12 protein-coding genes are annotated in these 14771 nt (G+C 59.7%); 5 read left to right on the top strand and 7 right to left on the bottom strand.

Annotated features, from left to right (window positions below; translation table 11 throughout):
• Window positions 1-44 precede the first annotated feature (44 nt).
• The 5 genes from bglA (at window position 45) to CWM61_RS11805 (ending at window position 5127) form a co-directional block, all read left to right on the top strand.
• Window positions 45-1478, top strand: a complete 1434-nt coding sequence (gene bglA / locus CWM61_RS11825; protein WP_074387612.1) for a 6-phospho-beta-glucosidase BglA — start codon at window positions 45-47, stop codon at window positions 1476-1478.
• Window positions 1479-1602: 124 nt separating this feature from the next.
• Window positions 1603-1962, top strand: coding sequence for a copper resistance protein (locus CWM61_RS11820; RefSeq protein ID WP_074387611.1), 360 nt, complete (start codon window positions 1603-1605; stop codon window positions 1960-1962).
• Between the two features lie 49 nt (window positions 1963-2011).
• Window positions 2012-4021, top strand: coding sequence for a protein-disulfide reductase DsbD family protein (locus tag CWM61_RS11815; protein WP_100631277.1), 2010 nt, complete (start codon window positions 2012-2014; stop codon window positions 4019-4021).
• A gap of 1 nt (window position 4022) precedes the next feature.
• Window positions 4023-4634, top strand: coding sequence for a DsbA family protein (locus tag CWM61_RS11810; RefSeq protein ID WP_100631276.1), 612 nt, complete (start codon window positions 4023-4025; stop codon window positions 4632-4634).
• The gene (locus CWM61_RS11805) at window positions 4624-5127 is read left to right on the top strand and encodes a protein disulfide oxidoreductase (protein WP_100631275.1); all 504 of its coding nucleotides are present in this window, start codon (window positions 4624-4626) and stop codon (window positions 5125-5127) included. Before CWM61_RS11810 ends, CWM61_RS11805 begins: the two co-directional genes overlap by 11 nt.
• Before the next feature lie 111 nt (window positions 5128-5238).
• Here CWM61_RS11805 and CWM61_RS11800 read toward each other — a convergent pair whose 3' ends face one another.
• The 7 genes from CWM61_RS11800 to pepP form a co-directional block, all read right to left on the bottom strand.
• The gene (locus tag CWM61_RS11800) at window positions 5239-5982 is read right to left on the bottom strand and encodes an SDR family oxidoreductase (protein ID WP_100631274.1); all 744 of its coding nucleotides are present in this window, start codon (window positions 5980-5982) and stop codon (window positions 5239-5241) included.
• 60 nt (window positions 5983-6042) lie between these two features.
• Window positions 6043-8916, bottom strand: a complete 2874-nt coding sequence (gene gcvP, locus CWM61_RS11795; RefSeq protein WP_100631273.1) for an aminomethyl-transferring glycine dehydrogenase — start codon at window positions 8914-8916, stop codon at window positions 6043-6045.
• 206 nt (window positions 8917-9122) lie between these two features.
• A complete protein-coding gene (gcvH, locus tag CWM61_RS11790; protein WP_023290979.1) occupies window positions 9123-9512 on the bottom strand; it encodes a glycine cleavage system protein GcvH in 390 nt (129 codons plus the stop codon).
• A 24-nt stretch (window positions 9513-9536) separates the two neighbouring features.
• Window positions 9537-10631 (bottom strand): glycine cleavage system aminomethyltransferase GcvT, encoded by a 1095-nt coding sequence (gcvT, locus tag CWM61_RS11785; protein WP_008806440.1) that lies wholly within the window; start codon window positions 10629-10631, stop codon window positions 9537-9539.
• 422 nt (window positions 10632-11053) lie between these two features.
• Window positions 11054-12256: an FAD-dependent 2-octaprenylphenol hydroxylase gene (gene ubiI, locus CWM61_RS11780; RefSeq protein ID WP_100631272.1), complete on the bottom strand. Its 1203-nt coding sequence runs from the start codon at window positions 12254-12256 to the stop codon at window positions 11054-11056.
• Between the two features lie 10 nt (window positions 12257-12266).
• Window positions 12267-13445 (bottom strand): 2-octaprenyl-6-methoxyphenyl hydroxylase, encoded by a 1179-nt coding sequence (gene ubiH, locus CWM61_RS11775; RefSeq protein ID WP_100631271.1) that lies wholly within the window; start codon window positions 13443-13445, stop codon window positions 12267-12269.
• Window positions 13442-14758: a Xaa-Pro aminopeptidase gene (gene pepP, locus CWM61_RS11770; RefSeq protein WP_074387603.1), complete on the bottom strand. Its 1317-nt coding sequence runs from the start codon at window positions 14756-14758 to the stop codon at window positions 13442-13444. Before pepP ends, ubiH begins: the two co-directional genes overlap by 4 nt.
• Between the last annotated feature and the right edge of the window lie 13 nt (window positions 14759-14771).

Raw genomic sequence — 14771 nt, 5'->3', positions numbered from 1 at the left:
TTGCTAGACTCAATCGCAATAGTGATTCAGAGAGATTAGCAAAGATGAAAAAATTGACTCTTCCAAAAGACTTTTTATGGGGCGGCGCGGTCGCCGCGCATCAGGTTGAAGGCGGCTGGAATAAAGGCGGCAAAGGCCCGAGCATCTGCGACGTTTTAACCGGCGGGGCGCACGGCGTACCGCGCGAAATCACCCACCAGGTCGAAGCGGGTAAATATTACCCTAATCATGAAGCGGTCGATTTCTACGGCCACTACAAAGAAGACATCAAGCTGTTCGCCGAGATGGGCTTCAAGTGCTTCCGCACCTCTATTGCCTGGACCCGCATCTTCCCGCAGGGCGACGAAACTCAGCCGAATGAAGAAGGGCTGCAATTCTACGATGACATGTTCGATGAACTGCTGAAGTACAACATCGAACCGGTGATCACCCTTTCCCACTTTGAAATGCCGCTGCATCTGGTACAGCAGTACGGCGGCTGGACCAACCGCAAAGTGGTCAATTTCTTTGTGCGCTTCGCCGAAGTGGTCTTCGAGCGCTATAAGCACAAAGTGAAATACTGGATGACCTTTAACGAGATCAATAACCAGCGCAACTGGCGCGCGCCGCTGTTCGGCTACTGCTGTTCCGGCGTGGTCTATACCGAGCATGAAAATCCGGAAGAGACCATGTACCAGGTGCTGCATCACCAGTTTGTCGCCAGCGCGCTGGCGGTGAAAGCGGCCCGTCGTATCAACCCGGATATGCAGGTCGGCTGCATGCTGGCGATGGTCGCCCTCTACCCTTATTCCTGCAAACCGGAAGATGTCATGTTCGCCCAGGAGTCGATGCGCGAACGCTACGTCTTTACCGATGTCCAGTTGCGCGGTTACTACCCGAGCTATGTGTTGAATGAATGGGAACGCCGTGGCTTCAACATCAAAATGGAAGACGGCGATGCGCAGATCCTGCGCGAAGGCACCTGCGCCTATCTCGGCTTCAGCTACTACATGACCAACGCGGTGAAAGCCGAAGGCGGTACCGGCGACGCCATTTCCGGCTTCGAAGGCAGCGTGCCGAACCCGCACGTGAAAGCCTCCGACTGGGGCTGGCAGATTGACCCGGTTGGCCTGCGCTACGCCCTGTGCGAACTGTATGAGCGCTACCAGAAGCCGCTGTTTATCGTGGAAAACGGCTTTGGCGCCTACGACAAAGTCGAAGCCGACGGCAGCATCAACGATGACTACCGCATCGATTATCTGCGCGCTCACGTCGAAGAGATGATTAAAGCGGTGACTTATGACGGCGTCGATCTGATGGGCTATACCCCATGGGGCTGCATCGACTGCGTCTCCTTCACCACCGGACAGTACAGCAAACGCTACGGCTTCATCTACGTCAATAAACACGACGACGGCACCGGCGATATGTCCCGCTCGCGCAAGAAGAGCTTTAACTGGTACAAAGAAGTCATCGCCAGCAACGGCGAGAATCTGTAACTGACCGCCCTCTCCCGGCCGGGAGGGGGCAAATCACTTATCCGCCAGACACTTCTTTACAGCTTTACCATTGCCAAAACGCGTTCGCCCGATAAGATAGGCCGCGTGAATATTTGAGGCGATCATGATTAAGCGACAACGCAAAGCCATTCTTTTTGTCCTCCTGGCCTGTCTGGTGGTGCTGACCTGCACCGCCCAGCGGATGGCCGGGATGCACGCGCTGGTCATGAACCTCACCGCCGACAGCCCGTCGCTACAGCAAAACCAGGATAAGGCCGAGGCGCCGGTCACGCCGTGCGAGCTCAGCGCCAAGTCGCTGATGGCCGTTCCGCCGATGCTGTTTGAAGGGGCGCTGTTGGCTATCACTCTGCTGCTGGCGGTGCTGGCGGCGATCCCGCTGCGTATCGAACGCCAGTGGCCTCCCCGCGTTATCTCCTCACCCCGATTGCGGGTGCATCTGCGATTATGCGTCTTCCGTGAGTGATTAATTCTCCTGACAGCTCAGGTTAATTTATTACTTACGGAGAAAATTTATGTTTATGGTATTCAGGCGACTGCTGGTCTGCCTGCTTTGGCTATGGCTGCCCGTCAGCCAGGCCGCCGATAGCGGCTGGCTGCGCATCGCCGACAATCAACACGCCAGCGTGCGCCTGCGGGCGCAAACCGAGAGCAATGGCGACACCCGCCTGCTTTTAGACGTGGCGCTGGAAAAAGGCTGGAAAACCTACTGGCGTTCGCCGGGCGAAGGCGGCATCGCGCCGGCTATCGCCTGGCGCACGCCGCTGGAGGTGAACTGGCGCTGGCCGACGCCGCAACGCTTCGACGTCGCGGGTATTTCCACTCAGGGGTATCACGGCGACGTCAGCTTCCCGATAACCCTGCGCGGGAAAATACCGCCGACGCTTAGCGGCGTCCTGACGCTCTCTACCTGCAGCAATGTCTGCATTCTCACTGACTACCCCTTTTCGCTGGATATGACGGCTCCGGCGGGAGAGCAATTTAATTACGATTTCACCCGCGCGATGGGCACGCTGCCGCTGCGCGACGGTCTCACCTCGGCGCTTAGCGCCAGCTACGTCAGCGGCAAACTGACGGTGACCGCCCGCCGCGATGCCGGCTGGCAGCAGCCAGCGCTGTTTATCGACAGCATGGAGGATGTCGATTTCGGCAAGCCGAGCTTTACCAGCCGCGGCGATACGTTGACCGCCACCTTACCGGTCACCGACAGCTGGGGCGAGGCGGCGCCGGACCTGAGCGGTGAAACGCTGTCGCTGGTGCTGGCCGATAGCGGCCAGGCGCAGGAAAGCCATATTGCCATTGCCGCCGGCAGTGCGGCGCCGGGGCTGGCCTTAGGCTGGGTGCTGCTGATGGCGCTGACCGGCGGGCTCATTCTCAACGTCATGCCCTGCGTGCTGCCGGTGCTGGCGATGAAGCTCGGCTCGCTGGTGCAAACCGAACGTCGCGAACGCGGCGCGGTGCGGCGACAGTTCCTTGCCTCGGTGTGCGGGATCGTCGTCTCCTTCCTGGCGCTGGCTTTGATGATGACGCTATTGCGTTTAGGTAATCAGGCGCTCGGCTGGGGGATCCAGTTCCAGAACCCGTGGTTTATCGGCGCGATGGCGCTGGTGATGGTGCTGTTCAGTGCCAGTTTGTTGGGGCTGTTCGAAATCCGTCTCTCCTCCAGCGCCAGTACCTTCCTCGCCACCCGCGGCGGCAACGGCTTGATGGGCCATTTTTGGCAGGGCGCCTTCGCCACCCTGCTGGCGACGCCCTGTACCGCGCCGTTCCTCGGTACCGCCGTGTCGGTGGCGCTGGTGGCGCCGTTGCCGCTGCTGTGGGGGATTTTCTTCGCCATGGGGATCGGCATGAGCCTGCCGTGGCTGCTTATTGTCGCCTGGCCGGGGCTGGCGCAACGACTTCCACGTCCAGGCCGCTGGATGAATCATCTGCGCGTGGTGTTGGGGCTAATGATGCTTGGTTCAGCACTATGGCTGGTCAGCCTGCTGACGATCCACATCGGCCGCACGCCGGTGCTTACCCTGCTGGTGATTCTGGCCATCGGCCTGCTATTGGCCACCGCCTGGCGCTACCGCTGGCGTACGGCGCTGCGCGCGAGCGCCCTGGCCATCGTGGTGGCGGGCGCCGTCGCCTTTGTCGCCCAACAGGACGGCCAGGGCCCGCGCCGCGACCGGGTTAACTGGCAGCCGCTCAGCGAGCAGGCTATCGCTAACGCCCTTGCGGAGCATAAACGGGTATTTATTGATGTCACCGCCGACTGGTGCGTGACCTGTAAAGCCAATAAATACAAAGTGCTGCTGCGCGATGACGTCCAGCGGGCGCTGTTAGCGCCAGACGTAGTCGCCTTACGCGGCGACTGGAGCCGCCCCTCCGCCACGATTAGTCAGTTTTTAACCGCTCGCGGCAGCGCCGCGGTGCCGTTTAACCAGATTTACGGACCGGGATTGCCGCAGGGACAGATCCTGCCTGCGCTGTTAGACCGCGAACACCTTCTCGCCACCCTGTCCGCCGCTAAAGGAAAATAACATGAGAGCTATCACCGCCTTATTGCTGCTGTGCGTATCGGCCTTCAGCTTCGCCGCCCCGGCGGAAGAACCGCAAGCAAACGGTAATGACCAGTTAGCCCAACTGCTGTTTAACGATCCGAACAGCCCGCGCACCGGCGCGAAAGAACCAAAGCTCACGATCGTCTCATTTACCGATTACAACTGCCCTTACTGCAAACAGTTTGATCCGATGCTGGAAAAAATCGTCCACGATAATCCGGACATTCAGCTCATCATTAAGCTGCTGCCGTTTAAAGGGCAGAGTTCGGTGAATGCCGCTAAAGCCGCGCTCTCCACCTGGCGTCAACAGCCCGATAAGTTCTGGGCGCTGCATCAGCGGCTGATGGCGAAAAAGGGCTATCACGATGACGCCAGTATCGCCGCGGCGCAGAAGAAAACCGCCACCGATAGCGTCAGTGTCGATGACAAGACCATGGACTCGCTGAAGATGAACCTAATTTTGTCGCAGGTGCTGAATATTCAGGGCACCCCGGCAACCATCATCGGCGATCAGATGGTGGCCGGCGCGATCCCTGCTGATGAGCTGGACGGGCTGGTGAAAGAACAGCTGGCGAAAGCCCGTGGCCAGTAAAATCAGGCGCTGGCTGCGCGAGCTGGCGGTGTGGCTGCTGATTGGCGCGGCGGTTAGCCTGGCGGTAGATTACTTCCGCCAGCCCGCGTTGCCGCAAAACGTCAGCGCCACGCCGCTACAAACCCTCGACGGCAGGACGCTGGATCTGAACGCCATGAGCCAGCAAAAGCCGCTACTGCTGTACGTCTGGGCGACCTGGTGCGGGGTTTGTCGCTATACCACGCCGTCGGTGGCATCGCTCGCCGCCGACGGCGGCAATGTGCTAACGGTAGCCCTGCGTTCCGGCGATAACGCCGCGCTGGAGAAGTGGCTGACAAGGAAGAAAATGGCGCTGCCGACGGTGAATGATCCAAGCGGCCAGCTGGCGCGGCAGTGGGACGTGCAGGTGACGCCAACGCTGGTGTTCATTTCTCAAGGCGAGGTGAAGTCGGTTACCACCGGCTGGACCAGCAGTTGGGGAATGCGTCTGAGACTGTGGCTGGCCTCCTGGTAGATCGTCGGTTTCCCCGGCTTGCGTTGTTGGGTAGCCCGGATAAGGCGTAGCCGCTATCCGGAAAGGTTTCCCCGGCAAGCGCAGCGCCGCCGGGCAATAGACATCTACGGATTATTTCCCGCCCGCCAGTTCAAGGAAACTGCCCGTCACATACGACGCTTTGTCGCTCAGCAGCCAGGCAATGGCCTGAGCGACCTCTTCCGGCTGGCCGCCGCGCTGCATCGGCAGCGAATGCTTCACTCGATCCACGCGTCCTGGTTCGCCGCCGGAGGCGTGCATTTCGGTATAAATCAGCCCCGGACGCACGCCGTTCACCCGGATCCCCTGCGCCGCCACCTCCAGCGCCAGCCCGGTGGTCAGGGTATCTACCGCTCCCTTTGAAGCGGCATAGTCAACGTACTCCCCCGGCGCGCCAAGGCGCGACGCCGCCGACGACACGTTAACTATCGCCCCACCCTTGCCGCCATGCCGATGCGACATACGCTTGACCGCCTCACGGCAGCAAAGGAAATAACCGGTGACGTTGGTGGCCAGCACGCGGTTAATACGCTCGGCGTTCAGGCTCTCCACCGTACATTGGGTAAACAGGATCCCGGCATTGTTGACCAACGCCGTCAGCGGTTCGCCAATATGGTCAATCGCCTCAAACATCGCCATCACCTGCGCTTCATCGCTGATATCCGCCCGCAGCGCCGTGGCTTTGCCGCCAGATTCAACAATGGTATTGACCACTTCGGTGGCGGCTTTAATGTTGTGATGGTAATTGACCGCGACGGTATACCCTTCCTGCGCCAGCAGCAGCGCCGTCGCCCGGCCTATGCCGCGGCTCGCGCCGCTAATCAGAGCTATCGCCATACCTTCCCTCCAAAAAATAAAGGCGCCGCAGCGCCTTTAAAAGTTTAGCTAATTCGCCACTTACTGGTATTCGCTCATCGGGACGCAGGAGCAGAACAGGTTACGGTCGCCGTAGACATCGTCCAGGCGTTTTACCGTCGGCCAGTACTTGTTGTGCAACCCTGCCGGGAATACCGCCAGCTCGCGGCTGTACGGATGGTTCCACTCGCCAACCAGCTCGCCCTGGGTGTGCGGCGCGTTCACCAGCGGGTTATCTTCCAGCGGCCATTCACCAGCTTTAACGCGATCGATTTCCGCGCGGATCGCCAGCATCGCGTCAATAAAGCGGTCCAGCTCGACCTTGCTTTCCGATTCCGTCGGCTCAACCATCAGCGTCCCGGCAACCGGGAAGGACATGGTCGGCGCATGGAAACCAAAGTCGATCAGACGCTTGGCGATATCCAGTTCACTGATGCCAGTCTCTTCTTTCAGCGGGCGAATATCGAGAATACATTCGTGCGCCACGCGACCGTCGCGGCCGGTATAGAGCACCGGGTAGGCATCTTTCAGGCGGGTAGCGATATAGTTGGCGTTAAGGATCGCGTTCTGGCTCGCCTGTTTCAGCCCTTCCGCGCCCATCATGCGGATATACATCCAGCTGATCGGCAGGATGGAAGCGCTGCCGAACGGCGCGGCGGAGACCGCCCCCTGACGGGTCAGCATGCCTTCAATCTGTACCACGCTGTGGCCCGGTACAAACGGCGCCAGGTGCGCTTTCACACCGATTGGGCCCATACCCGGGCCGCCGCCGCCGTGCGGAATGCAGAAGGTTTTATGCAGGTTGAGGTGCGAAACGTCAGCGCCGATAAAGCCCGGAGAAGTGATCCCGACCTGGGCGTTCATGTTGGCGCCGTCGAGGTAAACCTGGCCGCCGAACTGATGCACTATCTCGCACACTTCACGGATGGTCTCTTCATACACGCCGTGGGTCGACGGATAGGTGACCATGATGCAGGAGAGATTCGTCCCTGCCTGCTCTGCTTTTTCACGCAGATCGGCAAGATCGATGTTGCCGTTTTTGTCGCAGGCAACCACCACTACCTGCATACCCGCCATCTGCGCGGAAGCCGGGTTGGTGCCGTGCGCGGAGCTTGGGATCAGGCAGATATCGCGATGGCCTTCGTTGCGGCTCTCGTGATAGTGGCGAATCGCCAGCAGGCCAGCATACTCGCCCTGCGCGCCGGAGTTCGGCTGCATACAGACGGCGTCATAGCCGGTCAGTTTAACCAGCCAGTCAGAAAGCTGGGCGATCATCTGATGATAACCTTCCGCCTGCTCGACCGGGCAGAACGGGTGCAGCTCGGCAAATTCCGGCCAGGTGATCGGGATCATCTCCGCCGCGGCGTTCAGTTTCATGGTGCAGGAGCCCAACGGGATCATCGCCTGGTTCAGCGCCAGATCTTTACGCTCCAGGGCGTGCATGTAGCGCATCATCTCGGTTTCGCTATGGTAGCGGTTAAACACCGGATGGGTGAGGATCGCATCGTCGCGCAGCATCGCCGCCGGGATCGAACGGCTATCCAGCGCCACGTCTTTATCCAGAGTATCGATATCCAGACCGTGATCGTCGCCGACGATGGCGCGGAACAGGTTCAGCACATCTTCGCGGGTGGTCGCTTCATCGAGCGTAATGCCCACCGCGCCGTGAATATCGCTACGCAGGTTAATCTGCAGCGCTTCGGCACGCGCCAGCACCGCGGCTTTATCCGCCACTTCGACGCAAAGGGTGTCGAAGTAGTGCGCATGGCGCAGCTTCAGCCCTTTCTTCTGCAGGCCGTCGGCCAGAATGTCGGTCAGGCGATGAATGCGGCCAGCGATACGTTTCAGGCCCGCCGGGCCGTGGAATACCGCGTACAGGCTGGCGATGTTGGCCAGCAGAACCTGCGAGGTACAAATGTTGGAGTTCGCTTTCTCGCGGCGGATATGCTGCTCGCGAGTCTGCATCGCCATGCGCAGCGCGGTATTCCCCGCCGCATCTTTCGATACGCCGATAATCCGGCCCGGCATGGAGCGTTTGAATTCATCTTTCGCCGCGAAGAAGGCCGCGTGCGGGCCGCCGTAGCCCATCGGCACGCCGAAGCGTTGGGCGGAACCGAAGACGATATCCGCGCCCTGCTTGCCCGGCGCCGTCAGCAGCACCAGCGCCATAAAGTCAGCGGCGACGCTGACAATCACTTTGCGCGCTTTCAGCTCGGCGATCAGTTTGCTGTAATCGTGGATTTCACCGGTGGTGCCCACCTGCTGCAGCAGCACGCCGAAGACATCCTGGTGATCGAGCACTTTGTCGGCGTCATCGACAATCACGTCGAAGCCGAAAGTTTCCGCGCGGGTGCGCACCACGTCCAGGGTTTGCGGATGGACATCGGCGGCAACGAAGAAACGGTTGGCGTTCTTCAGTTTACTGACGCGTTTGGCCATCGCCATCGCTTCGGCGGCGGCGGTGGCTTCATCGAGCAGCGAAGCGGAAGCGATATCCAACCCGGTCAGATCCAGCGTCACCTGCTGGAAGTTGAGCAGCGATTCCAGACGGCCCTGGGAGACTTCCGGCTGGTAAGGGGTATAGGCGGTATACCAGCCCGGGTTTTCCAGCATGTTGCGCTGAATAACCGGCGGCAGCTGCACGGCGGTGTAGCCCATGCCGATGTAAGACTTGAAGCGCTTGTTGCGACCGGCGATCGCCTTCAGCTCCGCCAGCGCGGCGAATTCGGTAGTCGCGTCGCCCACCTGCGGTGGGGTCGCCAGCTGGATATCCTGCGGCACAATCTGGCCAATCAGGGCGTTAAGCGAATCCGCGCCGACGGTCTTCAGCATCTCTTGCTGCTGCTGAGCGTCCGGGCCAATGTGACGTTCAATAAAGGCGTCGCGGTTTTCAAGCTGACTTAAAGTCTGAGTCATGAGCGATGGTTCCTGAAACGTGCGGTGAATCGTGATTGTCTGACTGGTTTGCCCGGCAAGCGCTGATGCTTACCGGGCCAGAATACGCAAAATCATTCACGTTGCAGGAAGGCGGCGACACAGCGACTCCCCGGGGGCTTACAACAGTAAGTGACCGGGGGGAGCCAGGAAGCCAACGCCTCTGCAGCGTGAAGGATGAAGCGTATTTATTCGTCTTCTAATAAAGCTTCATAAGCGGTCGCATCCAGCAGCGCGGCAACCTGCGCTTCGTCGCTGGCTTTGATTTTGAAGATCCAGCCGTCGGTATACGGGTCGCTGTTGACCAGTTCCGGAGAGTCGTTCAGCTCTTCGTTAACGGCAACGATTTCACCGCTAATCGGCGCGTAGATATCAGAAGCCGCTTTCACGGATTCAGCAACGGCGCAATCGGCGCCCGCTTCAACGGTGGCGCCCACTTCCGGCAGGTCAACGAAAACCATATCGCCAAGCAGCTCCTGCGCGTGCTCGGTGATCCCGACGGTATAGGTGCCGTCCGCTTCTTTACGCAGCCATTCGTGTTCTTTACTGTATTTCAGTTCTGCTGGTACGTTGCTCATCAATTCATCTCCAAAAAAGGGAAATCACACAATGGCTTTGCCATTGCGTACAAAACCAGGTTTAGTCACTTTTACCGGCATTTCACGGTTACGAATTTGCACCACCGCGGTGTCGCCAATCCCGGCCGGCACGCGAGCCAGCGCGATGCTGTAGCCCAGCGTCGGCGAGAAGGTGCCGCTGGTGATAATGCCTTCTTTTTGATTACCGTCGCTATCGGTAAAACGTACCGGCAGGCCGCCGCGCAGGACGCCTTTCTCGGTCATCACCAGGCCCACCAGCTGCTCGGTGCCTTTTTCACGCTGCATTTCCAGCGCTTCGCGGCCGATGAAGTTACGATCGGCGGGCTCCCAGGCGATAGTCCAGCCCATGTTCGCCGCCAGCGGCGAGACGCCTTCGTCCATTTCCTGGCCGTACAGGTTCATCCCGGCTTCCAGGCGCAGGGTATCGCGCGCGCCAAGACCACACGGCTTAACGCCAGCGTCCAGCAGACCGCGCCAGAAATCAGCCGCCTGCTCGTTCGGCATCGCAATTTCATAACCCGCTTCGCCGGTATAACCGGTGGTGGCGATAAACAAGTCGCCGGACTGCACGCCAAAGAACGGCTTCATGCCTTCCACAGCCTGACGCTGAGCGTCGGTGAACAGCGTCGCCGCCTTCGCTTTCGCCTGCGGACCCTGGACCGCGATCAGCGACAGATCGTCGCGAACGGTAATTTCAAGGCCGTAGGGTTCAGCTTGTTCGGAGATCCAGGCGAGGTCTTTTTCGCGGGTGGCGGAGTTAACAACGAGGCGGAAATAATCTTCAGAAAGGAAATAAACAATCAGGTCATCGATGACACCGGCGGAGGCGGTCAGCATGCCGGTGTAGAGCGCTTTGCCTGGGGTGGTCAGCTTCGCCACATCGTTGGCCAGCAAATAGCGCAAGAACTCGCGGATCCGGCTGCCGTGGAAATCGACGATGGTCATATGCGACACATCGAACATCCCTGCATCGCCGCGCACCGCGTGGTGCTCATCAATCTGGGATCCGTAATGCAGCGGCATCATCCAGCCATGGAAATCCACCATGCGAGCGCCGCACAGCGTGTGTTGTTCATACAACGGAGTCTGTTGAGCCATCTTTTCCTCATCGAATAAAACGGAACCAGCCACGAGATTGTCGGCGATTTTGCGCCACGAAATTCGGCGACGGCACCGCTGACGGACGCCGACGCAAACGTTCTCTTTTGCCTGAACTTACCACCGAACCCGGCGCTAAACCATAAGCTCATTCAGGGCATCACATTAGCTTATGACTAAAATCCGCCGAAAAGCCTACAGAGTTATTGACTGGAAAAAAGCGATTTATGCCACATAAAATTAACATCAAGCTTTCATCGATAAGGCAATGATGGTGTTTTATGCGATTTTACGGCCCTAATTTCTTTAACAAAAAAAAGAGAGCATTAATAAAACTAATGCGAAAAAAGAGGTGAAATTAGAATATTTCAAATGAGGGAGAAAACCCGGCGCGCAGGCCGGGTAAAAGAAGTGTGACGCGGTTAACGTAACCAGGCGGGGAGATCGTTGAGACCCACCGCCTGGCGAATCAGCTGCGGTTTCACGCCTGGCAACGTATCGGCCAGTTTGAGTCCCATATCGCGGAGGAATTTCTTCGCCGGATGGCTACCGGAGAACATTTCGCGGAAGCCCTGCATACCCGCCAGCATCAGCGCGGCGCTGTGCTTGCGGCTGCGCTCGTAGCGGCGCAGATATAAATGCTGGCCGATATCTTTCCCCTGCGCGTGCAGGCGCTTCAGCTCGTCGATAAGCTCGGCGGCATCCATAAAGCCAAGGTTCACCCCCTGCCCGGCCAGCGGGTGGATGGTATGCGCGGCATCGCCGACCAGCGCCAGGCGGTGGGCGGCAAACTGACGGGCATAGCGGCCGGTCAGCGGGAAGACTTCACGTTCGCTTGCCAGCTGGCAGAGGCCGAGGCAATTATCGAAGGCGATATTCAGCGCCTGGTTGAAGGTGGCTTCATCAGCCTCCTGCATCCGCTTCGCTTCCGCTGGCGACAGCGACCAAACGATCGAGCACAGGTGCGGATCGCTCAGCGGCAGGAAGGCCAGAATACCCTCGCCATGGAACGCCTGGCGTGCCACCGCCTGATGCGGCTCAGTGGTGCGTATCGTCGCCACCAGCGCATGATGGTGGTAATCCCAGAAGGTCAGCGGAATATCGGCCTTATTACGCAGCCATGAATTCGCGCCATCAGCGCCAACCACCAGCCTCGCGGTCAACATGCTGCCGTCCTGCAGGCTGAGAAAGGCTTCGTTTTCACCCCACGCTACCTGCTGCAGCTCCGCAGGCGCCAGCAGGGTGACGTCAGCGCAGCGCTGCGCTCTCTGCCACAATGCGTGATGCACCACGGCATTTTCAATAATATGGCCCAGATGGCTGAAGCCCATGCTCTGGTCATCGAAGCTAATGCGGCCGAAGCTGTCTTTGTCCCACACTTCCATACCGTGATAGCAGCTGGCGCGCTGGGCGACGATCTCATGCCAGACATCCAGCTTAGTCAGTAGCTTTTCGCTGGCAGCATTGATCGCCGAAACGCGCAGCGCCGGCGGCGCATCGGCGGCCAGAGGCTGCGGCGCTGCTTTCTCCAGCACCGCGACGCGCAGGCCACTGCCCTGTAAACCGCAGGCTACCGCCAGTCCCACCATTCCACCGCCAACAATGGCAACATCAACACTTTGCACGTTTTACTCCTTAACGGGGAACCCAACCGAGGGTACGCTGCGCCAGCGCATCGCGCGCTGGGGTAAATAATTCCATGGCCATCAGACCGACGTTGCGCCCCGCCACCAGCGGCGCCCAACGGTTGGCAAACAGATGCACCAGCCCATCGGTGACACCGATAGTGGCGGCTTTATCACCTGCCCGCCGTGCCTGGTAGCGGCACAGCAGGGAATAATCGCCCACATCGTCGCGGGCCACGTGCGCGTCGGCAAGCATCTCCGCCAGGCTCATCACATCGCGCAGGCCAAGATTAAAGCCCTGCCCGGCGATCGGATGCAGCGTCTGCGCCGCGTTGCCGACCAGCGCCAGACGGTGTGACACCGCACGGGTGGCGGTCGTTAAGGCTAACGGATAGACGCTGCGCTTACCGGCATGGGTAATACGCCCCAGCCGCCAGCCGAATGCCTGCTGTAACGCCTGACAAAAACGTTCGTCGGACCTGCTCAGCACCTCGTCGCGCCGCGACTGCGGATGGCACCACACCAGCGAACAGCGCCCTTGCGACATCGGCAGCATCGCCAGCGGACCATGCTCGGTAAAGCGCTCGAAGGCGCGGCCTTCGTGCGGCAAGGCGGTGCTAACGTTGGCGATAATCGCCAGTTGCTCATACGGCTGCTGCTGCCAGCTAATGCCGCAGCGGACGCCCAGCGACGAACGCGAACCATCTGCCGCCACCAACAGCTTACCGTTGATCGTTTCGCCGCTATCGAGGGTGAGGCTGACGCTGTCCTGGCTGCGGTTGACCGCTTCCACTTTCGCCGGACAGTGCAGGGTGACGCCCGGCGCCTCGCGCAGCAGGCTAAACAGCCGCTGGCCGACATCGTGGAGTTCAACCACCTGCCCCAGCGCCGACAGGCCGTAATCGGCCGCCGCCAGGTTTACAAAACCGGCATGGCCGCGGTCGCTGACGTGTACCCGCTGGATAGGCGTCGCTCGTTTAGCAAGGTTCTGCCAGATACCGATGCGCGCCAGCTGCTGGCAGGTGCCCACAGCCAGGGCAATCGCCCGATCGTCAAAGCCTGGGTGGCGTGACGAATGCGGATCCTGCGCTTCAATCAGATGGACCGGCAGAGCGCCGCCGGTCAAACGGGAGATGGCCAGCGCGAGCGTCGCCCCGGTCATCCCGCCACCGACGATCAGCACGCTCATGACTGGCGCGCCGCCGCCATCAGCGCCTCGATCTCATCCGCCTTCTTCACCACGCTGGCGGTGAGATTTTCGTTGCCGTCTTCGGTAATGACGATGTCATCTTCAATACGAATGCCGATGCCGCGATACTGCGCGGGGACATCGGCATCGGTGGCGATATACAGCCCCGGCTCGACGGTCAGCACCATCCCCGGCTCCAGTATGCGCGAACGGTCGGTATCGTAGTTACCGACATCGTGCACATCCAGACCCAACCAGTGGCTCAGGCCGTGCATAAAGTACGGACGGTGGGCGTTATTGGCGATCAGCTCGTCAATCTCGCCTTTCAGGATCCCCAGCCGCACCAGGCCGGTAATCATAATGCGCACCACTTCCTGATTAACCTGATAGATCGAAGTGCCCGGGCGGTAGAGCTCCAGCGCGGTCTCCAGCGATTCGAGCACGATGTCGTAGATTTCACGCTGCGGTTTGCTGAATTTGCCGTTTACCGGGAAAGTGCGGGTAATGTCTCCCGCGTAGCCGCGATATTCGCAGCCGGCGTCAATCAGCACTAAATCGCCATCGCGCAGTTCGGATTCGTTTTCGGTGTAGTGCAGAATGCAGCCGTTTTCGCCGCCGCCAACGATGGTGTTATAGGACGGGAAACGCGCGCCGTGGCGGTTGAATTCATGGAGAATTTCGCCTTCCAGCTGATATTCGAACATGCCGGGGCGGCACTTTTCCATCGCCCGGGTATGGGCAAGGGCGGAAATTTCGCCGGCGCGGCGCATCACTGCCAGCTCTTCGGCAGATTTAAACAGACGCATTTCATGAACCGCAGGCCGCCAGTCGATGACGGAGTTCGGCGCCTGCAGATTCTGGCGCGAGCCTTTGCGCAGTTTTTCGAGGGCGTTAAACACAATCTCATCGGCATAGGCATATTCGCCCTGGGCGAAATAGATAGCGTCCAGACCATTGAGCAGCTGATACAACTGCTGGTTGATTTCACTAAATGCCAGCGCGCGATCGACACCGAGCTTCGCCGGCGCGGCATCCTGGCCCAGACGGCGACCGAACCAGATCTCAGCGGTCAGATCGCGAACCCGGTTAAACAGCACGCTATGATTGTGCGTTTCATCGCTTTTAATCAACACCAGCAGCGCTTCCGGTTCGTTAAAGCCGGTGAAGTACCAGAAATCGCTGTTCTGCCGGTAGGGATACTCTGAATCTGCGCTACGCACCGCTTCCGGTGCGGCGAAAATCAGCGCCGCGCTGCCTGGCTGCATCTGCGCCAGCAGCGCCTGGCGACGCGAGAGAAATTCCTGCTGAGTCATGACGCCCCCTGAA

The sequence above is a fragment of the Klebsiella sp. K-Nf6 genome, from assembly GCF_002806655.1.
In the GTDB taxonomy this organism is placed as follows: Bacteria; Pseudomonadota; Gammaproteobacteria; order Enterobacterales; family Enterobacteriaceae; genus Klebsiella; species Klebsiella variicola.
The sequence above is the reverse complement of the archived record's forward strand: the minus strand, read 5'-3'. Positions and strand labels throughout refer to the sequence as shown.